36 protein-coding genes are annotated in these 22,432 nt (G+C 42.8%); all 36 read right to left on the bottom strand.

Annotation, left to right across the window (positions count from 1 at the left end; genetic code table 11):
• Window positions 1-63: 63 nt before the first annotated feature.
• Window positions 64-555: a Gp49 family protein gene (locus NQ489_RS01750; RefSeq protein WP_021652440.1), complete on the bottom strand. Its 492-nt coding sequence runs from the start codon at window positions 553-555 to the stop codon at window positions 64-66.
• A complete protein-coding gene (locus NQ489_RS01745; protein ID WP_021652439.1) occupies window positions 548-1,009 on the bottom strand; it encodes an XkdF-like putative serine protease domain-containing protein in 462 nt (153 codons plus the stop codon). Before NQ489_RS01745 ends, NQ489_RS01750 begins: the two co-directional genes overlap by 8 nt.
• The gene (locus tag NQ489_RS01740; RefSeq protein ID WP_021652438.1) at window positions 993-1,937 is read right to left on the bottom strand and encodes a phage minor head protein; all 945 of its coding nucleotides are present in this window, start codon (window positions 1,935-1,937) and stop codon (window positions 993-995) included. Before NQ489_RS01740 ends, NQ489_RS01745 begins: the two co-directional genes overlap by 17 nt.
• Before the next feature lie 4 nt (window positions 1,938-1,941).
• Window positions 1,942-3,324: a phage portal protein family protein gene (locus tag NQ489_RS01735; RefSeq protein ID WP_021652437.1), complete on the bottom strand. Its 1,383-nt coding sequence runs from the start codon at window positions 3,322-3,324 to the stop codon at window positions 1,942-1,944.
• A gap of 20 nt (window positions 3,325-3,344) precedes the next feature.
• On the bottom strand, window positions 3,345-4,811 hold the full coding sequence (locus NQ489_RS01730) for a DEAD/DEAH box helicase family protein (protein ID WP_021652436.1): 1,467 nt from the start codon (window positions 4,809-4,811) through the stop codon (window positions 3,345-3,347).
• Window positions 4,804-5,604 (bottom strand): phage terminase small subunit, encoded by an 801-nt coding sequence (gene terS, locus NQ489_RS01725; protein WP_021652435.1) that lies wholly within the window; start codon window positions 5,602-5,604, stop codon window positions 4,804-4,806. Before terS ends, NQ489_RS01730 begins: the two co-directional genes overlap by 8 nt.
• 99 nt (window positions 5,605-5,703) lie before the next feature.
• Entirely contained in the window at window positions 5,704-6,264 is a 561-nt protein-coding gene (locus tag NQ489_RS01720; RefSeq protein ID WP_021652434.1) for a ParB N-terminal domain-containing protein, read from the bottom strand.
• Entirely contained in the window at window positions 6,254-7,399 is a 1,146-nt protein-coding gene (locus tag NQ489_RS01715) for a phosphoadenosine phosphosulfate reductase domain-containing protein (protein ID WP_021652433.1), read from the bottom strand. The genes NQ489_RS01720 and NQ489_RS01715 overlap by 11 nt, the downstream gene beginning before the upstream one ends.
• Entirely contained in the window at window positions 7,390-8,043 is a 654-nt protein-coding gene (locus tag NQ489_RS01710) for a ParB/Srx family N-terminal domain-containing protein (protein WP_044962048.1), read from the bottom strand. The genes NQ489_RS01715 and NQ489_RS01710 overlap by 10 nt, the downstream gene beginning before the upstream one ends.
• Before the next feature lie 45 nt (window positions 8,044-8,088).
• Window positions 8,089-8,865: a phosphoadenosine phosphosulfate reductase domain-containing protein gene (locus NQ489_RS01705; protein ID WP_021652431.1), complete on the bottom strand. Its 777-nt coding sequence runs from the start codon at window positions 8,863-8,865 to the stop codon at window positions 8,089-8,091.
• Window positions 8,855-10,234 carry a sodium:solute symporter family transporter gene (locus tag NQ489_RS01700; RefSeq protein ID WP_021652430.1) on the bottom strand — a complete coding sequence of 460 codons (1,380 nt, stop codon included), beginning with the start codon at window positions 10,232-10,234 and terminating at the stop codon, window positions 8,855-8,857. Before NQ489_RS01700 ends, NQ489_RS01705 begins: the two co-directional genes overlap by 11 nt.
• Window positions 10,235-10,431: 197 nt before the next feature.
• A complete protein-coding gene (locus NQ489_RS01695; RefSeq protein ID WP_021652429.1) occupies window positions 10,432-11,004 on the bottom strand; it encodes a helix-turn-helix domain-containing protein in 573 nt (190 codons plus the stop codon).
• An 8-nt stretch (window positions 11,005-11,012) separates the two neighbouring features.
• Window positions 11,013-11,243: a hypothetical protein gene (locus tag NQ489_RS01690; RefSeq protein WP_021652428.1), complete on the bottom strand. Its 231-nt coding sequence runs from the start codon at window positions 11,241-11,243 to the stop codon at window positions 11,013-11,015.
• Complete coding sequence (locus NQ489_RS01685; protein ID WP_021652427.1) at window positions 11,224-11,454, bottom strand: hypothetical protein; 231 nt, start codon at window positions 11,452-11,454, stop codon at window positions 11,224-11,226. The genes NQ489_RS01690 and NQ489_RS01685 overlap by 20 nt, the downstream gene beginning before the upstream one ends.
• Window positions 11,429-11,641, bottom strand: a complete 213-nt coding sequence (locus NQ489_RS17930) for a DUF6011 domain-containing protein (RefSeq protein ID WP_021652426.1) — start codon at window positions 11,639-11,641, stop codon at window positions 11,429-11,431. Before NQ489_RS17930 ends, NQ489_RS01685 begins: the two co-directional genes overlap by 26 nt.
• A gap of 15 nt (window positions 11,642-11,656) precedes the next feature.
• The gene (locus tag NQ489_RS01680; protein WP_156906936.1) at window positions 11,657-11,878 is read right to left on the bottom strand and encodes a hypothetical protein; all 222 of its coding nucleotides are present in this window, start codon (window positions 11,876-11,878) and stop codon (window positions 11,657-11,659) included.
• A 35-nt stretch (window positions 11,879-11,913) separates the two neighbouring features.
• On the bottom strand, window positions 11,914-12,195 hold the full coding sequence (locus NQ489_RS01675; protein ID WP_044962044.1) for a hypothetical protein: 282 nt from the start codon (window positions 12,193-12,195) through the stop codon (window positions 11,914-11,916).
• A gap of 5 nt (window positions 12,196-12,200) precedes the next feature.
• Window positions 12,201-12,491: a hypothetical protein gene (locus NQ489_RS01670; RefSeq protein ID WP_021652423.1), complete on the bottom strand. Its 291-nt coding sequence runs from the start codon at window positions 12,489-12,491 to the stop codon at window positions 12,201-12,203.
• Window positions 12,481-12,879 (bottom strand): nucleoside triphosphate pyrophosphohydrolase family protein, encoded by a 399-nt coding sequence (locus NQ489_RS01665; RefSeq protein WP_021652422.1) that lies wholly within the window; start codon window positions 12,877-12,879, stop codon window positions 12,481-12,483. Before NQ489_RS01665 ends, NQ489_RS01670 begins: the two co-directional genes overlap by 11 nt.
• Window positions 12,869-13,804 carry a hypothetical protein gene (locus NQ489_RS01660; RefSeq protein ID WP_021652421.1) on the bottom strand — a complete coding sequence of 312 codons (936 nt, stop codon included), beginning with the start codon at window positions 13,802-13,804 and terminating at the stop codon, window positions 12,869-12,871. Before NQ489_RS01660 ends, NQ489_RS01665 begins: the two co-directional genes overlap by 11 nt.
• A gap of 33 nt (window positions 13,805-13,837) precedes the next feature.
• Entirely contained in the window at window positions 13,838-14,053 is a 216-nt protein-coding gene (locus NQ489_RS01655) for a hypothetical protein (protein ID WP_021652420.1), read from the bottom strand.
• 14 nt (window positions 14,054-14,067) lie between these two features.
• The gene (locus NQ489_RS01650; RefSeq protein ID WP_021652419.1) at window positions 14,068-14,613 is read right to left on the bottom strand and encodes a hypothetical protein; all 546 of its coding nucleotides are present in this window, start codon (window positions 14,611-14,613) and stop codon (window positions 14,068-14,070) included.
• A 3-nt stretch (window positions 14,614-14,616) separates the two neighbouring features.
• A complete protein-coding gene (locus NQ489_RS01645; RefSeq protein ID WP_021652418.1) occupies window positions 14,617-14,931 on the bottom strand; it encodes a hypothetical protein in 315 nt (104 codons plus the stop codon).
• 333 nt (window positions 14,932-15,264) lie between these two features.
• On the bottom strand, window positions 15,265-15,561 hold the full coding sequence (locus NQ489_RS01640) for a hypothetical protein (protein WP_021652416.1): 297 nt from the start codon (window positions 15,559-15,561) through the stop codon (window positions 15,265-15,267).
• Window positions 15,548-15,778, bottom strand: coding sequence for a Lar family restriction alleviation protein (locus NQ489_RS01635; protein ID WP_021652415.1), 231 nt, complete (start codon window positions 15,776-15,778; stop codon window positions 15,548-15,550). The genes NQ489_RS01640 and NQ489_RS01635 overlap by 14 nt, the downstream gene beginning before the upstream one ends.
• Window positions 15,771-16,088, bottom strand: coding sequence for a hypothetical protein (locus NQ489_RS01630; protein ID WP_021652414.1), 318 nt, complete (start codon window positions 16,086-16,088; stop codon window positions 15,771-15,773). The genes NQ489_RS01635 and NQ489_RS01630 overlap by 8 nt, the downstream gene beginning before the upstream one ends.
• Complete coding sequence (locus tag NQ489_RS01625; RefSeq protein WP_021652413.1) at window positions 16,069-16,296, bottom strand: hypothetical protein; 228 nt, start codon at window positions 16,294-16,296, stop codon at window positions 16,069-16,071. Before NQ489_RS01625 ends, NQ489_RS01630 begins: the two co-directional genes overlap by 20 nt.
• 253 nt (window positions 16,297-16,549) lie before the next feature.
• Window positions 16,550-16,756 carry a hypothetical protein gene (locus tag NQ489_RS01620; RefSeq protein ID WP_021652411.1) on the bottom strand — a complete coding sequence of 69 codons (207 nt, stop codon included), beginning with the start codon at window positions 16,754-16,756 and terminating at the stop codon, window positions 16,550-16,552.
• Between the two features lie 15 nt (window positions 16,757-16,771).
• Window positions 16,772-16,975: a hypothetical protein gene (locus NQ489_RS01615; protein ID WP_021652410.1), complete on the bottom strand. Its 204-nt coding sequence runs from the start codon at window positions 16,973-16,975 to the stop codon at window positions 16,772-16,774.
• Between the two features lie 2 nt (window positions 16,976-16,977).
• A complete protein-coding gene (locus NQ489_RS01610) occupies window positions 16,978-18,042 on the bottom strand; it encodes a DNA polymerase III subunit beta (RefSeq protein WP_044962038.1) in 1,065 nt (354 codons plus the stop codon).
• Window positions 18,023-18,574 (bottom strand): Holliday junction resolvase RecU, encoded by a 552-nt coding sequence (locus NQ489_RS01605; RefSeq protein ID WP_021652408.1) that lies wholly within the window; start codon window positions 18,572-18,574, stop codon window positions 18,023-18,025. Before NQ489_RS01605 ends, NQ489_RS01610 begins: the two co-directional genes overlap by 20 nt.
• Entirely contained in the window at window positions 18,561-18,842 is a 282-nt protein-coding gene (locus NQ489_RS01600; protein WP_021652407.1) for a hypothetical protein, read from the bottom strand. Before NQ489_RS01600 ends, NQ489_RS01605 begins: the two co-directional genes overlap by 14 nt.
• A complete protein-coding gene (locus NQ489_RS01595; protein WP_084449184.1) occupies window positions 18,823-19,836 on the bottom strand; it encodes a DUF5131 family protein in 1,014 nt (337 codons plus the stop codon). Before NQ489_RS01595 ends, NQ489_RS01600 begins: the two co-directional genes overlap by 20 nt.
• Window positions 19,829-20,068 (bottom strand): hypothetical protein, encoded by a 240-nt coding sequence (locus NQ489_RS01590; protein ID WP_021652405.1) that lies wholly within the window; start codon window positions 20,066-20,068, stop codon window positions 19,829-19,831. Before NQ489_RS01590 ends, NQ489_RS01595 begins: the two co-directional genes overlap by 8 nt.
• On the bottom strand, window positions 20,065-20,259 hold the full coding sequence (locus NQ489_RS01585; protein WP_021652404.1) for a hypothetical protein: 195 nt from the start codon (window positions 20,257-20,259) through the stop codon (window positions 20,065-20,067). The genes NQ489_RS01590 and NQ489_RS01585 overlap by 4 nt, the downstream gene beginning before the upstream one ends.
• Window positions 20,259-22,424, bottom strand: a complete 2,166-nt coding sequence (locus NQ489_RS01580; protein WP_021652403.1) for a PcfJ domain-containing protein — start codon at window positions 22,422-22,424, stop codon at window positions 20,259-20,261. Before NQ489_RS01580 ends, NQ489_RS01585 begins: the two co-directional genes overlap by 1 nt.
• Between the last annotated feature and the right edge of the window lie 8 nt (window positions 22,425-22,432).

Below are 22,432 nucleotides of genomic sequence, written 5' to 3'. Positions count from 1 at the left end.
ATGCTTCCTCCTTTCGCTTTTATTTATCAAAAAAGCGCCCTTTTGGACGCCTATTGATCACATTTATTTAATTCCATGCCACGCTGTCTGAAGCAGAAATCCTAAAAGATACCAGATCTTATCCTTTATCTTCTTCATGCAGATTTCTTCTCCGAGCTTCTGGTCATAATTCCGAGCATCTACACATGCAGATGTTTCAATGATCTCAAAACCATTTCGAAGCACGCAACGAACCATTGTTGTCTTATAGCCTACGGTACTGGTTTCAATATAGCTGATAAAATCATTCACCATGTGTTCTCCTATTGATACGCCAGATATCAGTTTCGGATTCTCCTGAACCTGCATATAAGACTGCTCGAACACATCTTTCGGAGACCAACTAATGTATCCATCCGGATATTTAACTACATATCCCGGATTGCCATCATCTGAACCTCCAAATCTTTTTCTTGCTTCTTCAATGGTATCGCAGGCACCTGTTTTTAATGCCTGTGCTTCTGCAAGAGTTGCTTTTTCTGCCTCAATAAGTTTTGTTCCAATATACTTATTCATTGTTTACTTCTACCCTTTCTGCTTCCCCTTCAATGGAGAACATGCTGTAAGTTCCATCTTTTACTTTCTCCCAAACATCCGCATCTGTAACCTGGAATCCAATCCACCAGCCAACAGGGAGTGTACCTTCCGGGATTCCCATTGCCGCCATCTTCTCTTCCGTAAATACAACACTCTCGATCAGATAAGCAACCCCGCCTCTTTCGTGCATCTCTCCACCTTCCCGGTAGAGATCAACGAACTTGTAAGCCGCACTTTCAAGTTCATCAGGCTCTATGATGTCGCCCTGCCAGTCTTCCAGAGTTTCTCCATTCTCAGCAATGGCAACACTGGCCCAGCCGAATGCCTGCATTTTTTCATTATTTGTCTTCTTTACCTGGAACTTTCTTTTTGTTACCTCCGGCTTATTGTCCGGTTCGTCCCTTATTTTCATTATTTCATTGAATGTTTTCATATTTCACCCTCACATACTTCACCGCACATTTACAGCGCGGGTGTAATGGTGGAATAGACGTTGTAATCTCTCTCCTTCCGGATACTGTTTCGAATTCATCATCCATTCCTATCTTAGTGCCTTCAAGAGCTGCACATGATGCACACACATGACCGTCCAAAGCTGTTGACCACTCTTTTTCCATCTCCGGAAGGTTCCCTGCCGTTACCGCTTCCCTCACAAAGGCATCTGCGCCACGGTTGTAGGCTTGTGCTATTTCCGATCTGACTATAGTTTCTGCTCTATACCGTTGCTGTCTTTCTGCATATTTCGAAGCAGCTTCTCTCGCTTTCCGCTCGATTGACTCAGGTTTCATTCTTGGATGATCTGTTGTCAGCCTTTCCTTGATGGAGTTGTAATATTTGAGATTCGCCGCAGCCTGTCTCTCTGTCAGTCCTATTGTTGGCCGGATATATCTTGCCGTTTCAGCACTGCTCATATTAAGAGATTCAGCTTCAGCGATCAGATACCGAATTGCGCTCACCTGCTCATTACAACAATTTGTTATCAAATCTCCCGTATGATCAACAATCCAGCTTCGAACCCAGCTCTCAGAGCTTATTACATCTTCTGCTCCACAAAAGAGAGAATTGTTTTTCCACCCTTCAAGAAACGCCTGTTCCCATACAGGTGTCATTCTTTCTGACAGCATCTTCGAATAATCCTGGAACCATATATCAAAAAGACTTTCCGGATCTGTTTCTCCTATTACGATTTCTCGCAGTTCTCTGTACAGCATGACTGCTGCCTGATCCTGCCAGAATCGAACAAGCCATCTTACTGGTTCATCAATATTTCCCTCGAGATAGGCATCAAGTGCATCCAGTACTCTCTGTGATTCTTCGCTTTTTTTAACAGTCCTTGATCGTGGCCGTATTTTTCGCATCATCAAATCACCTGCCTAACCTTTTCTTGGCTTCCTCAGCATCTTGATTCTCTTCCGGATCCACCTCTGGTTCATCAGGTTCGTTTGCTGTCTTTTCTGGTGCTCTGCGCTGTGCTTCTCGCCGTTCATCTTTCTCTCTGGAATCTGGAACTTCCGTTCTTTCCGGCAGGTTTGCTGCCTCCCTGACATAATCTTCCAATTCTTCATCAGGTATCAAGATCCCCGTGCCGACCATATCCTTCAGGAATGTTGACAGTTTCGTGATATCCCGTTTGTCCACATCTCCATGGGCGAGTGTAGGATAGTCCTCAATCCCATCGAAATGGGAACCATTGATGTCTATCAACGAAGGAATGCCCTGGTTATTGAACGTCTCGCAAATAACATCTAAAAAAGCTCCGAGCGCAACAGAAAACAATTCTGTCTTGTCAGAGCTTAGTGCGAAGCTTCCCGTCTTTTCATGTCCCAACATAATAAAATCTGCAAGGACTGTCTGGGCAATCTTCGTATCGTATCTGTTTATGATTGCATTGGTGTCAAATTGTCTTGTGCCTCCGGTGCTCAGAAGTTCCGCTTCGTATCCATGTGGAAGAACAAGCCCTTCAGATTCATTTCTGCGAAGGTTCTTTACCATGGCAATAAGTGCTCCATTAATTTTAACCATGTCAGGATCGTGACTATCCCATATTTCCAAATCTTCAGGAGCATGAATAACTGGCAGACCTGCAAGATCTCGCTCAATTCCGATAGCTTCAATTTCCTGGATTCTCCGTTTAAAATACCAGGAGCGATATGCGTTTCTTAAAATACTCCGACCTTCCGGATTGTCTTTTACGCTCTCCGTTCGGAATAGCATTGCTTTACTCATCGGTATAGTAAACAGTCCATAATCCGGAGGCGGTTGCTGTGTCATTCCAATCAGATTGTCACTATCATCATATTCCCAGCGATACAAGGTATCCTGTGCTCTCGGAGGAAGTTTCTGCCAGCCTATCAATCCATCAGAGTATTTGCTTGATGATCTTCGGTTCTTTGTTTTACCCATTCGGCGCTTATATACAATCTCATGGAAACTCCAACCGTAAGGTAGGAATGACAGGATTTCCGAAATGGTATCTGTCCATGTGGCCTGCATGTCGCCCATACAGCTTTCAACAAACTCTGCAGCTTCTTTGTCTTTGGCACTGTCACCTCCCGGCTCTACATGCCACTCAACCTGCCGGATCATCATCTTAATTGCAAAAAGAATGGCTCCAACGGTATCGTCATTCTCTTTCATTTCTTTAAATACCTTTATCCCACGCATTCCAGACAGTTCCGGAAGAAATTCTTCATAAAACTGTCCTTCCCATCGTTTCTGTCCAATCCGTCCATACTCTTTCATCTTCATCACCCCTCTTTCCGGCTATATCAGCCCCAGTAATTGTCTTTGGTCAGCTCCTGTAATTCTTTGACTCCAGGTGCTGTGCCTGTGTGTTTCTTGATCTTTCCGAGATACAATGCCAAAGCAAGAGCATCTGCTCGGTCGGGAGAATCCAGCCCCCTTTTCTTCATTTCCTTTTTTGATTCGATTTCAAGCTTTCCGTTGCTCGCCATTGTGTATTTTCTGGAGGAAAGCTGTCCGATTGTCTGCTCATCATCTTCAATAACAATCTGTTTGTTATCAAGGAGGTCTCGCATACTGGCCCACATTGCAGTTGTCAGATTATTATATCTTTCAGCTGCATCTTTACCTGCTGCCGTATCGGTCTCAATCTTTTCTGCTGCATTTATCGGAATGATCTGCATCTTATGCAGCTTCTGTTCTTTCCGGACTTCCTTTAGGCGGTCGGTAACACCTCCGCCAAGACCGGTATCATCAATCTGCACATACACCTTGCCTTCATACTTTGAATATTCCCTGTATATTTTTTTAAATTCCTTTACGATGTCGCCTACAGTGGCCATCAGGTTCTGTCCTCGCCTGTTTCGGACTATTTTGCAATGACCATGATAATTACGATATATGATCGTTTCATCGTCTCCGAAACGGGCCACATCCACCCCAAGTGACACAAACTGCATTCCGTCCGTATCATCAAGCTCTAGCATTTTGCTACTACACTGCTCGATCAAGCTTAGCGGAATAAATACATCATCTTCTTGATTTGGGAATTCTCCACGGACACGGACGCGAACCACATTCGAATCCCATCCATACTTTCTTATGAGCGAATCAATGTTTTCTTTGTTCGTTCTGCTGCTGTCTGCAGATGATACAGTGTGGCATTTATACAACGCCCTGTCTCTGGTATGTGAATCATAGAATGTTCCAGATGTTCGCGTTGGGTTTCCGCACAGAAGAAGTTTATTATTTGCTCCAGATAAGGTACCAAGGATAGCTTCCATGATCGGATCCGCAACACCAGAAGCTTCATCAACGATAAAAAGCATATTATCTTCATGGAAACCTTGCATGTTCTCTGGCTTTGTAGCAGTCCTGGCAACGCCAAACCAACGCTTTTCATTGCCAACCATATAAACATATGTCTTTGTCCATTTAAGAAGCATTGAGAGCAATTCAGACTTGCTCATCCACTTGGAAATCTCAGACCAGAGGACATCGTGCAACTGCTGTTTGGTTGGTGCTGTCGCAACGATTCTCGGATATGGGAAACAGGTAATAAACCACAGGAATACTGCTGCCTCAAGACCAGTCTTTCCAACACCCTGCCCTGACTTAATACTTACCTTTGGGTTTGCAGCCAGGTCTCTTGCTGCTTGCGCTTGCCATTCATCAGGCTCAAAACTGAGCACCTCCCGGAAGAACATAACCGGATCATCACGCCACAGCGGTATACTTTCATCAAGGAATTCAGAGAACTGTATATCATCCATCTTTGTTCTCTCCTTCCCTTGCTTTTACCACAGCTTCGGCCCATGCACGAACAACCTCATTGCCCTTGCTTTCTCCGGCAATCTTCTGCTTTTCAAGTCTCAGCTTCGCAAGTGCTTCAATAGCCTTGGTCTTCTTTGACTGTACAGTTGACAGCTCTTTTTCAAGTCTGGCGATCATATTGTCCTTGTTTTCCATCGTGGTTTGCATGTTATACATATCTCCCGGCAGACGTTCTTCAGCAGATATTTTTTTCTCTATGCGTTCTTCATAGAGCTGCTTGTCCTCTTCTGTTTTGAATGTCCTTTTGCTTTCGCTTCGGTTGAATCCATACAGGGATACTTCACCTTTCATGTTCCGGTATTTATTGATTGCAATCATGATCCTTCTTTCCCTCACAGCAAAGAGCTGAATCTGTTCGATCAGAAGCATTTCTTCATCCATCGGGATATCTTCGATCATATCTTTTTCAGACTCATCAAGGACATCCCAATATACAGAGGAATATGCTCCGTGTTTCTCTGCAATCTTATCTCCCGGTTTCAGTGGACCGCCCTTATTTCCAACTGCATTTCTGTTCCCAGGCTGTCCACCTTTATGGCGAGCGTTCGCTTTTTTCTTTTGCGAACGTTCGTTTTTCTTTCCTTTTGTCTTTCCGTCCCAATTCTGTGTTGATTTCCACCGCCGAACTGTGCTGGCCGGGACGTCCAACTTCTTGGCAATGTCAACAAGTTTCATCCCGTTCTTATACATTTCCTCAGCTTCAATGCTGTTGGGACTTCTTGCCCTTGCCAATGTACACCCCTCCCCTCCATCATCTTATTTCGGCATATGCAAAAGGGAGAGGTTGCTCTCCCTCTCCCTGCTTTCTGTTCTATATGTCGTAGAACAACATTAAATTTTTGTAATAAATTCAGCTTTTGAATAGCCCGTCACCCCTTTTGTCATCATCTTCAAGAAGTCTTCTTTTGAAAAATCTGACAATCGGAAGATCTCCTCCGGTCTCATTCCAAGCTGTTTTCCGATTTCTTCAACTGTTTTGCCTTCGTCCATGAGTTCTTTAACGATTTTCTTCATAGGTTCTAGCAAATGGGTACCTCTTGCCCTATTATGGGTAACGGTACCGTAAATATTTTTCGCTTTATCTTTATGATCAACAATCACTACAAGCACTTTTCCCTCAAGACGTTCGTATAATGTCCTGCGATCATCTTCTTCCGAAGGAGGAACGTACTTCCAGTCAGGTCCTGCAACCGTCCATCTGTGGAATCCATCAATAATAGTACCGTCTGGTCTTACCACAATTGGCAGCGTCCATCCGTTTGTAAAGATAGACTGTGTGAGCAGTTCCAGATTTTGTCTCGAAACTTTGTTCGGATTGTAATCATTTGGTTTGATCTTATTCCTATCTACCCAATGCATGGTCCTAGATGGTGCTGACAGCTTATTGTCCATGGTGTTCTCCTTTCTTCGCATCGTTGATATAACGTCCATATACTCTCTGGTACAGTGCCCGGAATGCCCTCATTTTGGGATCTCCGGATATCAGTCCTTCGTATATGTGCTTGCAATCGGCCGATGTAGCTATTGCTGATACCGCCATAAAGAAATTACGGTATCGTTCTGCCACATGCCTTTTATGCGGAGTGTCGAAAAAAACGTCCATGTGATTAAAAAGATGTATCAGCTCCTGCCGATAATCTCTCTGCTCCTGTCCCTCTTCCGCCTCTTTCCTTTTTCTGGAACTTCTGCCGAACATCTCGCTGTCCCAATACAGGGCAGCCAGATAAGCGTTCGGTTCTCTTCTAATGATCCGTTCCATAAGATCTGGATAATACTCATTCATCTTCACAAGGCTTCTTGCTGTATCAACAGAAAAGAACTGGGATACTCGCATCTGCCTTTTACTGGATCCTGACTGCCAGAGGAACAAATATATCTCCGGGATATCTACATGATTTCTCAGAAGGAAGAGCCAGACATCATTGTCCGTCCAATCATAAATGGGAAATACCTGCTTCTTTGCAGTCATTTTGTTTCCTGCTTTTGTCATAGACGCAATATTCTGAAGCCTCTGTACAGATTCCGCTGTACGGATACCGACCATTGTAATTCCTGATACGGTTGTCCTTGGCAGGAAATCCTGATAAGCATCAATCCTTGGACGTAACAGTTTATGGTTCCTTATCGCAAAGGAAGGCGGCTGTCTTACCCATACGTCTTGTTTTGCGGAATCCCAGCAGATAAATGTTTCATCATTTGACAGTTCATTGAAGCAGTTAAAATGTTTTACTTCTACGCAATACCATTCAAACTTTGCTCCCATCATCATAAAGATGCGCCGCCACTTCTTTGTCATATCCTCCATGCAAGGAAAGATTGCTTCTTCATCTATAAACTGCACTGTAAGTTGTTTCATGTCAATCTCACCTCGATTGGCCAGATTGACCATCAGCTGCGCCACGCATAAGCTGTCCTTTCCCCCACTGAAAGAAAAGAACACTGGTAGCCCGTTTCCGAACACGTTTTTTATCCGGATCTCTGCAGCTTTCACAACATCGATATTGGCTTCACAACGTTTTACAGCCATATCTTTTCACCGCAGTTCGGGCAGATAACAAACTTCCGGGTTTCTGTTATTTCCGGTTCTGTTTCAGTGGTATTCTGCCTTTCCGACGATTGGTTGTCTGAAGTGTTCGGATTTTCCGAACTGTTCTCTGAATTATTGTCAGATATTTCCGCTGCTGCCGCTTTCTGCTCCCGTTTCTCATTGGCTTCCTTTATCTTCTGGATCTCTGATTCGTCCAATGTTCCATATTCAGAGATTTTCTCAGTTACTTCGTCTGCATCCGCGACCATCTGCTGTAATATTTCTTCATCGTATCCCGGAATGTCCAGATCGCCCTGCAATTCCTCAAGAAACTCATTCAGTGTATCCAGATTATCAATTCCAAGAGCATAAGTCTTATTGTCGGCTATCATAAGCTTCTTTTTATCATTTTCAGAAAGTTCCGTTTTTACATATACGGATGCCTCCTGATAACCAAGGCTCACCATAGCCTCATATAAGCCATTCCCGATCAGAATCACATTATTTTCATCCACAACAAGGGCTCTGGTCTGTCCAAACTTCTCAAGGGAGCGTTTCAGTTCCCTGATCTGCTGTTCAGAATGAATTCTGACATTTTTCTCTGGATGTTTAAGATCATCCAGTCTCTTTTTAATAACCTTCATTTTGTCCTCCATTTCTGAAGGGCAATGGCCTCCGGCTGCAACCGGCTATTTGATAGCTTTTAAAAAATCTCTGGCTCCATCGAAATGCTGTGCCGCATTTTCAACTATGGTCTTATCAATGTCGTAAACTTCTTTCCAGCCCTGCTGTTCTGTCTCCATGTACTGTCTGGCAGGCCATGGATGTGTGCCGCATAAATATCCTTTCTCCCAGTCATATATGGGTGGGAGCTTCACATCATAATAGTGAATGTATGCAAGGATATCTTCGTGCCTCCACTCTGCAAGAGGGCTGTATCTGGTGATTCCGGCTGAATTAGTGTAGATATTATCTTTTCCAACATAATTGCCATCAGCCTTCCTGCGTCCGAGCAGGAGTATTTCCAGCTGGTGTTCTTTATAATATCTCGCCTGTCCTCTGTGCTGTACGATATGAAACCACTGTGCTGCCTTATTGCTTTTATCCGGAAACAGCATATCCGGATGCTTTTTCAGCCATTCCATATCCTGTCCGGTATTGATAATCTCAAGGTCAGAAGGTTTATTCTGCTCTATCCATGCAATAAATGCCGGATATTCCAGATTACACCTTACAAGGACGCTCTGATCAATACCGGCTTTCTCGCATATCTCTCCAAGTACCAGTGAGTCTTTTCCCGCACTCCATGCATAGGCTGCCTTTTTCCCCTTGCATTTCTCTTTGATGTCTTTCACTGTCTTTTTCACAAGGGAATCCAGTTCTTTCTTTGGCACCGTCTCTTCAATGTGATCAAGCGCACTCTTCCAGTCTTCATTATTTCGAACGGATTGTTTTCTACCGAGCATAGTGTCTCTCCTTTCTGGAAGCAGCCAAGGCGATAAGTCCGCTCAACAGGACTGTCAGCAAGCTTCCCAGTGTTTTATATGGTCCACTATTCAAAACGCTGCCGTAGGCGAATACAGGAAGCCCTACAGCCAGTGCAGCAACCACACCTGTGATAATCCCTTTTGCATTCAGTCTTACCCCTTTCAGTGTCATGACTGTTGGAAGTAATGTTGACGCCCTCAGTGTGCCATAGAACAAAAACAGATGTGTCACTGTAATTCCCGGGATATTTGCAATCAGAATGCCAGTGATCAGAAGCACTGCCATTGCAGCTCTGGTCTTCCTGATGTCTTTTCCTCCTGCAATATCTGTCGTAAGCGAAGATACTGCGCACAGGTTGCTATCCACTGTAGACAGCAAACCGGAAACAATCATGAAAAGGAACGGCAATACTGCCCAGGACGGGAAAAAGTGGCGGATCAATTCAAAATTGATGATTCCAAGGTTCTGTGCCTGATATCCTGCACCGGCTCCCATAAATCCAAGAATTCCCATTGACAGTGGAACCACCGCAAAAAGAACTGCTCCAAGAAGAAACGCTCTTCCCAGCTTCTCTTTTTTTACTGCAAATGCCCTCTGCCAGAAGCTCTGATCTCCAAACGGCCCGGATAAAAGTCCTATCGTTGTCGGAAGCCCAAAGGCTAAGAAAATCTCTACTCCTTTTCCAGAAAAGAGCATTGTACAGTCTCCTGATATACCACTCAGGCCCTGTATAATGCCCTGTGTTCCTGTATTTCTTACTCCGAATATTACAAATAGGCTACATGCAACAAGCATGAATACCATTTGAATAGCATCTGTAAGCATAGATGCTTTAATTCCAGAGAACAGAGAATAGGAAATTGCTATACAAGCGAGCAAAATAGTCATGGTTTTGAACGAAATTCCTGTTACTGCACTAAGAATCTGGCTTCCCGCAAGAAGCTGAACTCCTGTTGACAGAACAGACAGTCCGATCAGCTGAAACAGGTAAACCCTTTTCACTCCATCGGATTGGTATTTTTCTTTCATGTAACCAGACAGTGTCATTCCCTCTGGCATTTCCTTCCGGATTTTCTTTGCAAAGGGAATGAATATCACCAGGCAAAGGGCATTCGGAACCAGAAACCAGAACAGGCCAACCCAGCCGGTAGAATATGCTTTCTCAGTTGATACAAATAATGCCGGAGCCCAGATCCATGTTGCCGCAATGCTGAGAGCCGACATCAGCCAGTTTTCAGAACGGCTTCCAACACAGAAGCGTTCCACATTTTTTTCTTTCTTTGTCAGGATCACTGTTGCCAGGATCATGATAGCTGCATATACAAATAATATTGTTACTCCATTCATGCGTAATCTCCTCTAAAATATTTTAAAGGAGCATTCCCATCTTTCTATCCTTTCCTCCCTCCCAAGATTGCATTAAAAAAGCCACTGGTTTTTTCCCAGTGGCTCATGGCTTTTGATTAAAATTTTACTCGCATATCATACACCATTTTCGTTATTAAGTCAATGTTAAGTTAACAGATTCCGTTATTCTGATTTTATTAAAAAAACTTCAGACCGTCAATTCCGAAAAACAGCGAAGATAAGCGCTCTTTCGCAATTTTGATATCTTCGTAAACAGTGACCTTGCTGACCGAAAATTTTTTTGAAATTTCTGCAATTGTCATTGGCGTCTTTGATATGTAAAGGGCTTTAATAATCTTATAGCGTCTCTTATCTTTTTCCGATAATTTGCTACAATAGATACGGTATACATCAAGCATTTTGTCAATATGCTGTACCATGATAGCGGTTCTTTTGGCCGAAGTTTTGATGCTCTCCACTATGACCTTATCATCTTTCATGGTCATGATGTCTTCCAGCACCTCTGTAACCTCCCCTTCCTTGGACTTGTAGACGGCATTTTCGTAGCTCGCCTTTAAAGTTCTGTAATTTCTAAGGAGTAAATCAGTATTATGCAAACGACGATCAATCTTCTCCTTCTCGCTTTTTCTCTGCCCTACCATCATTGCATCAGACGCAACCTGCGCTCCGGCAAGGGCAGCCTGCTGAATCATTGCATCAATTTCCTCTTTTGTCAGTGCTACGAATTGTACTTTTTTCTCTGTGTCCATGCCATACCTCACAAATATTTCTTTCCTGTTTCCGGATCCTCAAATCGAATTCTGTCGCAAAGTTTAAAATTAAATCCTTTTGCCAGACGTTTCACCATCTTTACGAACATATCTGCCTCGTTGTCTCTCCGCGTCCAGTCAGATCTGAAAACCTGTGTCTGCGGTTTTGATGCAGAACAAATCGCATCATGAGCGGTCTTATCCTTACACCCGCTGGCATTATAAAGTGTTCTGTCCATGCTGTCCCTCCCTCGACCTTTTTAAAAATCCACTTTTATATCCTTCCCATTGCTGATCGGTCATTTCCGGTCCCAACAAATCCCTCACAGTGTCAAGTGCCTGCTTTGTTCCACAGTCAGGACATATTTCTGTTTTCCTATCCTTTCTCGACACTGCTGGTCTGGCGCCGTACTGTTGCCCGCATTCAGGGCATATCTTTCTTATCGCCATTGTCCCCACCTCCCATATCCAAAAAATCCTCAATGTTCATTTGCCCAGGTACTCTGTAGTTTTCCCAGTCAACAGGGTTTCGGTAATAATGTGTAGTCAGGCTATTCCAACATTCCGGTCCATATCCCCTTTTGATGCTTTCGGGATCCGTCAGTTTCTTTCCACACTTCTGGCATTTACTGTACATATGGGCTTCCTCTCTTTACTCGTCTGTATATGTTTCATACTCTAATCGAGATATTGGAATTACATTTTCTTCCGGCACATTGCACATATCCGCAATGCTCTTTTTCTGCATGCTTACATATTCTTCAAGATCGATGTTTTTTGTATCAATATCGACATTCAGCTGCATATAACCATCATCATAATTATATAATTCTGCGTCCAAAATCTTATAATATGTGCTGATACTACACTTCATTGCTTTTCCTCTTGCTTTTCTTCTTCTCTTTTTCCTCACATCAGTTCGATAAGCCATTGTTCCTGTTTCATCAAATACTCATACTTCCACTGGAGCAATGCCTGATCCAGAGCATGATCTGCTATATGAAGCTGCATTTTCACAGAAGAAATTCTCATTCTTGTTTCATCGATCTGTTTCTGAATCCTCGCACAAAGCTCTCCGTACTTGGATGCTTCACTCTCTTTTCTCACTCTCTGTACTGCTATGGCACACCATAATGTAAAAAACGCTCCTACTGTAGCAGCTCCTGCGATATAAAATAATACACTTCTCAATTCGTTCACCTCTCCGCTTCTCTGCAATGTTTGTTCCAGGCCTCTATTACGCTTGATATGTTTTTCCCAGCAAATGATACGAGATCACATTCTGTGGTAAGGTCTCCTATTTTGTCTCTATTGCTCTCGATTCCTTCGCAGCTGATTGCATACATTCCTGGATTATCTGCAAGCCCTTCTATTGTCGGATATTTTCCGCAGAAAGGGCAAGGTCTTACTCCCATTTTCAGCGCATATTTTTTTAACATAATTCCAACAGTCCTTCTCCTTACTTTAGTTATTTCTTTAAATGTCATCCGTTCTTCTATGATTCGCTTTGTCTGGATCGAAGCCTTCTGGATATCTTGCCTTCAACTTATTTATATTCATCTGGAATATCTCATCTATATCCAACTCCATGGATTCGCATATCATAGCAACATACCACATCACATCTCCAAGCTCTTTTTTCAAGTGTTCAACATGTAACTCATTTTCATGAAATACCCATTTTTTTATTAAATCTAATACTTCTCCGGATTCTCCAGCAAGCCCCAGGCATCCATTCAGCACACCCCCAATATCCGGTATGATCAGCTCGTCACTATTCACAAGCTGGTTATTATTAATCTTTTTAATTATCCTGTCAGAATTTTTGTGGTCATTTGTCCTCATGGCCAAATTCTGATATTCTTTACCTGTCATCCTCTTCCCCCTCGCTGAACTTAAATTCAATGTTATCTCCACTATCAACGCCAAGCTGTCTGCATTTTGCCATCGTTGATGTCCCTCCGGAATGATATGTCCTGAACAAGAACAATTCCTGAACGATATGGAAATACGACATGTTATAGCAGAACCTTTCTTCTTCACTCAGCTCTTCTATTGCATTTTCTCCATGTACCCATCTGTACCATTCTTCGAAACATCCGACCAGCTCCTGCATGAGAGAAATACAGTAATGCAAAATGTACTTTTCTTCATGGCTTTCAAGCTCTTTGTCTTTGCAATCCCATTTTGTTTCCCGTAATATCTTCCATAATTTTTCTACTTCCGGGGATCTCCACGCAACCATGCAATATGTATGTGCGTCTTCTGAGTAATGATAATAATTTCTCTCAAGATGTTTCCTGGCTTCTTTCTCTGTAAGAAACATCGTGTTTGGGTACATAAATGGTCTGATCGAAATACCAATTATCATGGTACCATCATGTCCATTGTTGGCAAGAAATTCATTCACTTCCTGCGTTGACAAATCCTCATACTCTTCTTCTCCATCTTCCGTGTACGTCAGTTTAAAATCCCATGTGTACCCTGTTTCAATTTTGCAGTTTTCTCTATCGATATTGCAGTCTGGCAAGATGTTATCATTGAGATACTTCACTGTTTCTTCCGTTGTGCTTGTAACGGTGCTTCCATCTACTTGCAGGACAAGTTCATCTGGATTTTCATTGTCAACTACTCTCTCGCTGCCTTTAATAACCCAGAAGCGAGGATCCGCTGTTCCTGTTGTGTCCTGAGTATTCATCTCAAGCTGTAATCTCTTCAGAAATTCTATATCTTCCTGAGAAATATCTCTTTTCTCTGTTGTATCTTCATGATGCTGCAATGTTTTATGGAATATTGCCATCTTAATTCTCCTCTCAATGATTGCCCCTTAATGTCAACGAACATGTTTTTTCAATGCCTTGTACGTTCTTTCATTCATGTATATTTCCCGACCCATTACAATCATTTGTCCGTTTTCAAGCAACTGATTTTCATATGTTTTAAAACCGTATCTTTTTGCCCATTTTTTGTTTATTCTCTTTTTCTTATGGGTACGTGCCTGTACCTTTTTGTCCCTTAAAACAATAATTTCATGTACATTTACATCCATTATAATCTCTCCTATTAACGCCCGCTCCGTAGCATGCAGAACAGTAATTCTGTCATAGACTTCGTTCTTATCCCTTGCCTGCAAGGTAATACAATTTCCAACTTCCAGTTTCTGTCCTCACTTAATGGCGTGGGGTCTTTGAATTCTTCAGTAGCCTCTCCCCAAAACGGAATAGCAACCATAACGCCATAATAAGTTGACGAATCCGGGTGCTTTTCGCTCATGTAATTAGCAAATCTGCCACTCCGGAAATCCGGTAGAATGTCTTTGTAACACGCCATCGTAGTTACAATGTAATTCTTTTCCCCGAAGAAATTCAAACCATTACCGCTATAAACATCCTCTTTGCAGCTCTTGATTTCATAGCAGGTGAATATGCCTTTTTCTATTCCTGACACAGAGCATTGATTCGCCGGAGAAAATTCCATGTAGTCCACCCGCCTTGCCTTCGGTGTCCATGGATCAACACTAACCTCGCTGGCCCAGTGCGAGCCAGCCCCTCCGAGGCGAGTATCTGTAAGTAATTTTCCGAGGAATTTGGTTGTTTCAGTTCTTGTCATTTTCTACCTCATATTGGGTTTTTTTACCTTAATTGTTTCTTGCAATTCAGGTTTTGTGGTGTTGTTTTCTGTCCACATGCGAAGTTCTTTTGCTCCTGGATTATCCTTTTCGATACCATCTGCCAAGTTGCGCAGGACCATAGAAATAATTCCGGCGTCTGCAGTTGCATATGGCGTAAGAGCTTTAATGATATTTTTACTGTAATAGTTCAATCCTTCACTAAGCATTTCTGCCCCTTCTTTGTTTTTTCCTTCTTGGACCATTTTTCTGGCTCTAAGGACATAACTCTGCATACGTTTCTCCTTAATCTTCCTCATTTCTTTACCACCTTTATCTTTTTTCTCAAACGTTCAGCATGTTCATTTGTTACGATATAATTTTCGCACTGCTTGCATCTCATATCTTTATTTTTTAAGTTCCCATCATAGTATCGACATTCCTCGCAAACATAGCAAAATATCTTTGCTTCTCCCGCCATTTGGTCTGAACTGTACAAATTGTTCGCACAATGGTCGCAAAGACAGCCGGCGCAAGGAAAAGCGTAATCATCCCGGCTCATAAACTTCCTTGCGCTAATTCTGGATTGTCGAAAATGTTGCCAATTGCTTCATAATGTTCCAGATCAAACTCATCAAGAAAAAGAATTTCTCTCATTCAACTCCACCGCTTTTCACGATTTCAATTGCCGTGTGCGTTTCAATAATTTCTCTTTTACGATTCCACCCCATGGGTCTTGCTATACAGCTTGCTCTTAAAATTTCATCCGTAACCTTTTCCACATCAAAAGCAGTCGGCTGTTCTTCTACTGCTTTCATGCAATTCTGGATTGCAGAATATACCGCACTAGATATTCTTCTCTCACCTGCACATTCTCTTTCATCCGGCGCTTCTGTCAGTGCATAATCGTTCAATGCCATAATAAGTTTATCTGCATCAATCAACCTCATCGTTCGTCCTCCTGTTCCAACTTTCTATCGCTTTTTCTTTACACCTTTCTATACTTTTTATGGCGTGCGCTGGGTTTTCCATATTTGGGCAATATCCTTCAGTTCTTGCGCTACACTCCTTGCATTCGCACCAAATTGTAAATCCGATATTTCTTTTCGTTTCAGCTATTATCTCTGCTTCTCTACCACAAAACGGGCAAGGTTTTAATTCAGTCATGTTCTACCTCCATTTTCAATTCTTCCTGCAATTTATCATCAATCACCGGTAGCATCATTTTAGGTACTGCCATCATATGAAACGGTGTTGGGGCATTGATGATCTTGAAGCACATATCAGCGTATACCTGTCCCGCCGTCAGCCCTTCTTTGTACGTTTCCTCCTTGTCTTTGTTGTCCTGGTACAAAGGAAGCTTCCGACATTCTTCAGCAGCTTCATGGATCAAGGCTTTTGATTCCGCCGTAAATTCAACTATTCCTTCCTCTTTCATCTGGACCAATTCCAGTATCTTAATGATTTTTTCTTCCATAACGCCATTTCCTCCTTGCTTCTGTTCTCTTCATTCTGTTTACCTGATTTTTCAATGCATTTACCTGTTTCTGAATATCATCGACATCGACCAACAGGTAAAAGTCCGGCTGGACCAGTCTGGTCGGGCCTACATTCATATTCATCTCTTTGTGCAATTCCTTGCACTTGTTTTCTCTCTCATGCACTGCTTTATATACTTTCATCATCCACACCTCTCAAGAATTTCTCTACAAACCCGGTCATATTCCAAAAGTAATGTAAGATCTTTCGTTCGGCTCAGTGGCCGGTCTACAACTTCAACGTAAAATTCTTTCCGGATCATCTGGCCGTAGCTCGTAGAATTATAAACATCCTGCTTTTTGCAGCTAATCAATTCAGCTACTTCGGATCCAGTGATGGAGTACTCCATCACTGTCCCATTCCTTTTGCATAAGTTATATAACACCTTCGCCATATTAATCACCCGTAATAAATTTCGCTGCATCCATCATCAGAAAACTCAACTTCTTCCAGCTTCCAACCATCGCGCTGGAATTCTCCTCGATATGCTTTTTCGTAATGGTTTTTTACGATTTTTTCAGCCTCTTGCATGTCTTTTGCTTTAACAATTCCGGCTGTAGTTTCGCATCGGAATCCATCATGCTGATAATATCTATACAAATTCATTTATTTCATCCCCTTTCAGCTGTGCGTGGCAATAAAGTTTTCCATCGCCCATCTATTTCCAGTAGCAGCCACCTGTGCTCTGGTTCGCTCATACGGGCTGAGAGGTCTTCCAGATGTTCTCCTGGTTCCTTCCGCCGGAAGAAGTCCCTTCCGGCGAAGATTTGCAAGTTCCTCTGGTGTTGCGTCTTTGATATCTTTTACTGATATGATCTCAATCATGTTTACGCCTCCCTTATCGCAACCGGAAGCACCATGGCTTTCATGTCGCTGTCCTCTGCTTCCACAATCATCGGTGTTCTTGGGCTGGTGAAGCCCAGTGCAATATTGTCACAGGTAAAAGCTTTCAGCGTTTCAAGAACCAGTTTGGAATCAAATCCCAACCGTATGGATTTGCATACGGTTTCCTGGAGCGGTACCTGTTCCTGATAATCTGCCAATTTATCCCGAATACTGATATTCAGCACATCGTCTTCTATCTGGAATACTGCCGGCTGCTTTTCCTCTGTACACATCTTTGCTCTGGTCATTGCTCCGATCAGGGCCGTGCGAGATGCACATGTATTGATTTCGCCATCAGTAAACATCTTCTGATACGGAAAATAATTTCCTGTGATCAATCTGGTATAGATGGTGTATTCGTCAGATTTGAATACTGCACTGTTTTTGGTGTATGTAAGTGTCACATCGTCGATCACGCCCATGGAAATCAACTTCTTGGCGGTTGCCTTCGGCACGATCAGTTTCATGTCCTTTGCGCCTTCTGCTTTAACAGAATCTACTGCGACCACGTGCCCGTCCAGTGCGGCAAGGGAAACTCCGCTGTCTGTACCTTCAAAATAAATTCCGGTCATCTGTGTATTCGCACCGCCGTCAGCTGCTGCATAAATAACATGACCTATAGCCTCCATGATCTTTTTGCCATTCAATTCCACTCCATCCGCTTCCGGATCCTCTGTAATATCAAAATTGAATTCTTCCGGAGGATAACTCTGGTATTTATTTTTAATTGCTCCTATCTTGATCATAACTACATTCTTGTCAGTTGCGCTGATGTCGATTTCTCCATCTGGAAGATTTTTGATCAAGTCAAAGGCTTTCATTGGAATAATAAAATAACTGCCTTCTGAGGCCTCTAATTTGACCTTCATTGTGATCTCGGAGTTGGAGGCAATTAAATACCCGTCCTTTACCAGAATCCCGCCCAGTGCCGGAAACTGGTCATTCTTCTGCACAATACTTTTTAATTTGTCAATAACTCTGGCAATCTCATACTTCTGTACTTTCATCTTCATTCCTTTCCCGGAGGACAATACCATCGAGGTATTTCACCACTCCGTTTGAATATTTGATCCTGTAAGGTTCCAGCTCCTCCCGGTTCATGTACTTGTGTCCGTAAATCTTCTTCATGTCCCGGAACACCACCCACGGAACTCGGTAGAATTCTTTAAATTCCAGAGACACAACCAAAAAGCACATTGCTCCAAGCTTCATATACCGTTCAAAGCACGCCTGCTGTTCAGCAGTAACTACATCTCTGCCGATCTTATCCTTGTCCGTATGTTTTGCATCAAACAAGATCATGGTTGAATCCATGAGAATTCCTTTGAAATCAGGCTGAGCCTGTTTAGTGAAACAGCAGATGAACTGCCCTCTGTTCCTGTCCATTGCCTTCAGTACCTTAAATGCTTCCGGAGTTTTATCAACTGCTGCAATTCCTCTTTCTTCATAGAATCTGGATGCCGCAATTATCATTCCCTCAAAATGTTCCCCGTTAGATCTGCTCTGCAGACCTCTTATCGAACGCTTATAAGTATCCATTTTCTTCCGCTACCTTTATGAGTTTGTTTATTGTTACTGCTCCAATTCCCGGAATCTTATTCAGCTGAAGGAATGCGATAAACTCCTTTGCTCCCTCTCCGGTTTTTGGAACACTGGCTTTTCCACAATTGAAGCCCTCACTTCGTGCTTTTTCCACACGATCTTCCACATAATGCACAAGCTGTTCATCTGTCTTCTTTCTCATTTCCACAGCTTTTTTATGAATAAGGTTTTCATCAGTTGTTCTTCTACAGCTTCTCTTCGCCATCTTCAATCTCCTTTTTATTTTCCAGGTCCGGCACCGGTATATTGTGAGCAGTCAGCCATTTTGTAAAACAGGAATGGCACATATGGCCAAACGATGCCGCCTTGCCGCCCCTGACCGCTCTTGCTGTCAAGGTAACCATCTTGTTTTTATCTTCTGTCTTTCCGCACAACATACAACTGCCGCTGAGTCTTTTATTAACTTTCTCGCTTCTCTTACGAATCTGCAGTTCCTTCGGATAATCCCTGCGCATATTCTTCTCGCCAATAATCGGAACCAGACTGTCTTTCATGAATACCGGTATCCCATTGTAATCAGCTTCTACAACAATCCTCTTGATCCATTCGAACTTAGGAATCACTTTCTCTTTCCTGTGTCCTGTCTCGGCGCCGATGATGATCCAGTTCAAATATTTCAGTGCAGAAATGTTTTCGTCTATATCTTCAAGCAATGGCTCTATACTGGCGAAAGTGTTTAGCAGAGTTGGAAGCTGGTATATCCGTTCCATGTCCTCACTATTCGTCACAGTTGTTCCATACCACATATTTCCTTTTCCGGAAGGCACACCGTACTGGGTGTACCTTTTCGGATTCTTGGTAAGAAACAAGTAATTGTGCTGGGGGTGTTTTTCGCAAATACCAAAGATATCGTCTATCCAACTGTCCGGCACCCATTCGCCAAATATATCGGCCATTGCTCCAACAAACACATTCTGCCCCTGTTTCAGCTTGTCCAGTGTATCGTATCTGTATCTGTGCAATGTCGGTTCAAATCCAAATGGATATATGACAGGCTTTCCATCTTCATTCATGAACGGTTCATCCAGAACGAACAGATCTCCCTCTATTCGATATTGCCCTGTCTGGAGCATATTTCGTTTCATGTTTCCGCAAAAACGGAGTGACATCTTGTCGGCGTAGCAGTAAGAACAGCCATGCCGACAACCGGTGATTGGATTCCATGTGTGATCGCACCATTCAATACCGCTCTTATTCATTTGTCAAACTCCTTTCTGCATGTTCAAGAATTCTTTCTTCTTCCCACTTCACTTCTGAGAAGTCAATCTTCTGTCCGCACTCGCTACAGTATTTCGGTTGATAGTTCGGTCCTGCGTTTAATATATTCCGGCACCTCGGACAGTAGCATGGCTTATATTCTACGCATACAAGACCGTATCTCTTGTAAACCCTCGTCTTTACAACAGGTTTCCTGGCTATGAATTTCATCATTCCACCTTCTCTCCGTATTCGATCACATATTCGTACTGAGCTGATTTTCTGTTTTCGCCTCCGGGAACTTCTTTTCTGACAATCTGGACTGCATATCCTGCTTTTGCCAGCATGGAAACCATCTGCAATCGGTCTTCTTCGTTCCACTGAACGCTTCCTTTTCGAATACTTCTGATGCTCTGCTTCGCCATTATCCGCACTTCCTTTCCATCTTTTCTTCTCGTTCTTTCATCAGCTTCTCAAATGCAGCTACAAAAGCTTTTACCGATGCCGGCATCCCACAGTTGTGATTTCCCCTGCACTGGATCACGCGACCATTGTTATATTCCATTGTGAAATATGGTGTATCAGGTTCTTCCACTCTGCGCACAAAGAAGATGTGTGTCTGCCCTTTGGCCACTCGGTCAACGTAAGTTCCAACACAATGGTGAAGGGCAGCTCCTTCATTCTTGATTTCCTGTGTATCTCTTGGCACTCTCAATATCAATCCTTTTCCTTTTATCAAGAAAGCGTTGTCTATACCGGCATTCTCTTTGAGCATTTCCTCCAGAAGTTTTTTCATGACCTCGGCTTCCCGCTTTATCCGTTCATCTTCCCGGCGTTTCTTTTCCGCTGCCTTTTTATCCTGCAATGCTTGATATTCCGCAGCTGTCCGATCATGTACTTTCTTGAAATTCTTCGGAAAATAGAAGAACATATTGTTGAGATCATATTTCAGTTCTTTGCACCAGTTCAAATAATCAAGCCAGTCCTTAGCGCAATTCTGCAGACGTTCTTCTCTGATATCCGGTCTTTCTTTACACTGCATATAGGAATATCGCCAACATTGTCCGCTCTCTCCCACGCGATAATCAGCACCTTCGCGTTCAATATATCTGCAGATCTTATGGATGGTCGATTTCCTGTTCTCCTTCCGGATCAGCGTTGTGTTGCATCCGAAAAGTTTATAGAACCGTTCCAGTTCTTCCGCTTTTAGGTTGTAACCAGAGCTTTGCGCTTCCTGCAATAATCTCAGTTCATCAATGTTTCCATCAATAGACTGCAGTATTCGCGTGTTTTCCTTCGTAAGGCCAAGAATTTCAAATATTGTTTTTCCACTTTTTCTCAGTCCCCTAATTCCATTCCGGCTTTCATACCCAAAAGCACCATCGTGAAACTCGTTGATCAGATGTGCGGCCAGTTTATACAGCCCCATTTTTATAAACCATTCAAGCTGCGGAAACTTTCTGTATCTGTTGATTGCCTTTGCATAATGTATCTGTTCACTCGGTCTATTCTCCGCCAAAATTTCCAGTGCCGAGTATTTCATCGGAGTGTCTTTCCATGCTTCCGGCAGGTTTCCGGGATATAAGGTGCAGTATGAACTTTCTCTGTATCCTTCATCTGTGCACCACCGTACAATACCAGTCTGTTTATACTCTCTGTATTCATAACTGCTGGTGCATGGCGTTCCGTTCGGTGCAAATTTGTAAAATGTCCTTACGATCTCAAATAATCCATCATTTGTCTTTCCATCCGGCTTTACTTCTCTGTATGCTGTAAAATACCGCCACAGGAACCCCTCTTCTCTTGGATCAATAAATGAAACAATCCTCCTGTCACATATGCGTGCCGGCATCCTGCCTCTGGCTTTAATGGTGACCGGACTTCCGCAAAGGGGGCATATCCCCTTCTCGTTATTTCTTAACCGAATTTTCGTTCTGTCTACCAGTGTCACCCCATTACAATGAGTGCAATGCACCAGAGCCTCATTCTTTGATCTTGTTGAGTAAATCAGATATCTGCTGAATGACATCGCCTTATCTGATACCCAGTTTTTAAATTCATCAGGGATTTCTTTGACCGTTTCCATAAGCGCATCAATTGGATTGGTTTCTTTGGCATGTCTTTCATCAAGACGTTTTTGTTTGACCATATCCTGAAAGCGTGTCACAGCTGTCCAGTCTCTTGCATCTTTCTCTGTGCTCCATTCCTTGAAAAAGCTGCGCATACGATCAATGTCTGCATCCGTCCAGAAAAACATATTCGGCGTCCATCTGCCTGTGCTTTCTTTGTAATCCCAATGATGTTCATAAAGGCTGATATCATACATTCTGTCATAAGCTGCAGTCAGCCATTTCACTTTTTCAACGGTCAGATCTTGTGATATGTAATCATTCTTGGAAAAAAACGTTCTTAACTGAGCGTCTTTTTTTCCTTTCTTCAATTTTCTGATTGGATAGAATGTTACCATCAACAGATCTTTTTCTATATCTTTGGTCGTTACGATATGTGTGCCTGCAGCTCTTTCCGCAAATCTGACCATTTCATCAGAGGCTTCCTCCCTCGGAATCTTTGCTAATTTTCTCTTTTCCATGCGACAGC

It is taken from the genome of Blautia sp. KLE_1732_HM_1032 (assembly GCF_025147905.1).
In the GTDB taxonomy this organism is placed as follows: domain Bacteria; phylum Bacillota; class Clostridia; order Lachnospirales; family Lachnospiraceae; genus Blautia_A; species Blautia_A fusiformis.
This window is presented reverse-complemented; position numbering and strand designations above follow the sequence as displayed.

What these genes read in the sequence shown, in the direction of transcription:
- NQ489_RS01750 (WP_021652440.1), bottom strand. Translation starts at nt 555, where the DNA reads ATGAATAAGTATATTGGAACAAAACTTATTGAGGCAGAAAAAGCAACT.
- NQ489_RS01745 (WP_021652439.1), bottom strand. Translation starts at nt 1,009, where the DNA reads ATGAAAACATTCAATGAAATAATGAAAATAAGGGACGAACCGGACAAT.
- NQ489_RS01740 (WP_021652438.1), bottom strand. Translation starts at nt 1,937, where the DNA reads ATGATGCGAAAAATACGGCCACGATCAAGGACTGTTAAAAAAAGCGAA.
- NQ489_RS01735 (WP_021652437.1), bottom strand. Translation starts at nt 3,324, where the DNA reads ATGAAGATGAAAGAGTATGGACGGATTGGACAGAAACGATGGGAAGGA.
- NQ489_RS01730 (WP_021652436.1), bottom strand. Translation starts at nt 4,811, where the DNA reads ATGGATGATATACAGTTCTCTGAATTCCTTGATGAAAGTATACCGCTG.
- NQ489_RS01720 (WP_021652434.1), bottom strand. Translation starts at nt 6,264, where the DNA reads ATGGACAATAAGCTGTCAGCACCATCTAGGACCATGCATTGGGTAGAT.
- NQ489_RS01715 (WP_021652433.1), bottom strand. Translation starts at nt 7,399, where the DNA reads ATGGCTGTAAAACGTTGTGAAGCCAATATCGATGTTGTGAAAGCTGCA.
- NQ489_RS01710 (WP_044962048.1), bottom strand. Translation starts at nt 8,043, where the DNA reads ATGAAGGTTATTAAAAAGAGACTGGATGATCTTAAACATCCAGAGAAA.
- NQ489_RS01705 (WP_021652431.1), bottom strand. Translation starts at nt 8,865, where the DNA reads ATGCTCGGTAGAAAACAATCCGTTCGAAATAATGAAGACTGGAAGAGT.
- NQ489_RS01700 (WP_021652430.1), bottom strand. Translation starts at nt 10,234, where the DNA reads ATGAATGGAGTAACAATATTATTTGTATATGCAGCTATCATGATCCTG.
- NQ489_RS01695 (WP_021652429.1), bottom strand. Translation starts at nt 11,004, where the DNA reads ATGGACACAGAGAAAAAAGTACAATTCGTAGCACTGACAAAAGAGGAA.
- NQ489_RS01690 (WP_021652428.1), bottom strand. Translation starts at nt 11,243, where the DNA reads ATGGACAGAACACTTTATAATGCCAGCGGGTGTAAGGATAAGACCGCT.
- NQ489_RS01685 (WP_021652427.1), bottom strand. Translation starts at nt 11,454, where the DNA reads ATGGCGATAAGAAAGATATGCCCTGAATGCGGGCAACAGTACGGCGCC.
- NQ489_RS17930 (WP_021652426.1), bottom strand. Translation starts at nt 11,641, where the DNA reads ATGTACAGTAAATGCCAGAAGTGTGGAAAGAAACTGACGGATCCCGAA.
- NQ489_RS01680 (WP_156906936.1), bottom strand. Translation starts at nt 11,878, where the DNA reads ATGAAGTGTAGTATCAGCACATATTATAAGATTTTGGACGCAGAATTA.
- NQ489_RS01670 (WP_021652423.1), bottom strand. Translation starts at nt 12,491, where the DNA reads ATGACATTTAAAGAAATAACTAAAGTAAGGAGAAGGACTGTTGGAATT.
- NQ489_RS01665 (WP_021652422.1), bottom strand. Translation starts at nt 12,879, where the DNA reads ATGACAGGTAAAGAATATCAGAATTTGGCCATGAGGACAAATGACCAC.
- NQ489_RS01660 (WP_021652421.1), bottom strand. Translation starts at nt 13,804, where the DNA reads ATGGCAATATTCCATAAAACATTGCAGCATCATGAAGATACAACAGAG.
- NQ489_RS01655 (WP_021652420.1), bottom strand. Translation starts at nt 14,053, where the DNA reads ATGGATGTAAATGTACATGAAATTATTGTTTTAAGGGACAAAAAGGTA.
- NQ489_RS01650 (WP_021652419.1), bottom strand. Translation starts at nt 14,613, where the DNA reads ATGACAAGAACTGAAACAACCAAATTCCTCGGAAAATTACTTACAGAT.
- NQ489_RS01645 (WP_021652418.1), bottom strand. Translation starts at nt 14,931, where the DNA reads ATGAGGAAGATTAAGGAGAAACGTATGCAGAGTTATGTCCTTAGAGCC.
- NQ489_RS01640 (WP_021652416.1), bottom strand. Translation starts at nt 15,561, where the DNA reads ATGAGGTTGATTGATGCAGATAAACTTATTATGGCATTGAACGATTAT.
- NQ489_RS01635 (WP_021652415.1), bottom strand. Translation starts at nt 15,778, where the DNA reads ATGACTGAATTAAAACCTTGCCCGTTTTGTGGTAGAGAAGCAGAGATA.
- NQ489_RS01630 (WP_021652414.1), bottom strand. Translation starts at nt 16,088, where the DNA reads ATGGAAGAAAAAATCATTAAGATACTGGAATTGGTCCAGATGAAAGAG.
- NQ489_RS01625 (WP_021652413.1), bottom strand. Translation starts at nt 16,296, where the DNA reads ATGATGAAAGTATATAAAGCAGTGCATGAGAGAGAAAACAAGTGCAAG.
- NQ489_RS01620 (WP_021652411.1), bottom strand. Translation starts at nt 16,756, where the DNA reads ATGAATTTGTATAGATATTATCAGCATGATGGATTCCGATGCGAAACT.
- NQ489_RS01615 (WP_021652410.1), bottom strand. Translation starts at nt 16,975, where the DNA reads ATGATTGAGATCATATCAGTAAAAGATATCAAAGACGCAACACCAGAG.
- NQ489_RS01610 (WP_044962038.1), bottom strand. Translation starts at nt 18,042, where the DNA reads ATGAAAGTACAGAAGTATGAGATTGCCAGAGTTATTGACAAATTAAAA.
- NQ489_RS01605 (WP_021652408.1), bottom strand. Translation starts at nt 18,574, where the DNA reads ATGGATACTTATAAGCGTTCGATAAGAGGTCTGCAGAGCAGATCTAAC.
- NQ489_RS01600 (WP_021652407.1), bottom strand. Translation starts at nt 18,842, where the DNA reads ATGGCGAAGAGAAGCTGTAGAAGAACAACTGATGAAAACCTTATTCAT.
- NQ489_RS01595 (WP_084449184.1), bottom strand. Translation starts at nt 19,836, where the DNA reads ATGAATAAGAGCGGTATTGAATGGTGCGATCACACATGGAATCCAATC.
- NQ489_RS01590 (WP_021652405.1), bottom strand. Translation starts at nt 20,068, where the DNA reads ATGATGAAATTCATAGCCAGGAAACCTGTTGTAAAGACGAGGGTTTAC.
- NQ489_RS01585 (WP_021652404.1), bottom strand. Translation starts at nt 20,259, where the DNA reads ATGGCGAAGCAGAGCATCAGAAGTATTCGAAAAGGAAGCGTTCAGTGG.
- NQ489_RS01580 (WP_021652403.1), bottom strand. Translation starts at nt 22,424, where the DNA reads ATGGAAAAGAGAAAATTAGCAAAGATTCCGAGGGAGGAAGCCTCTGAT.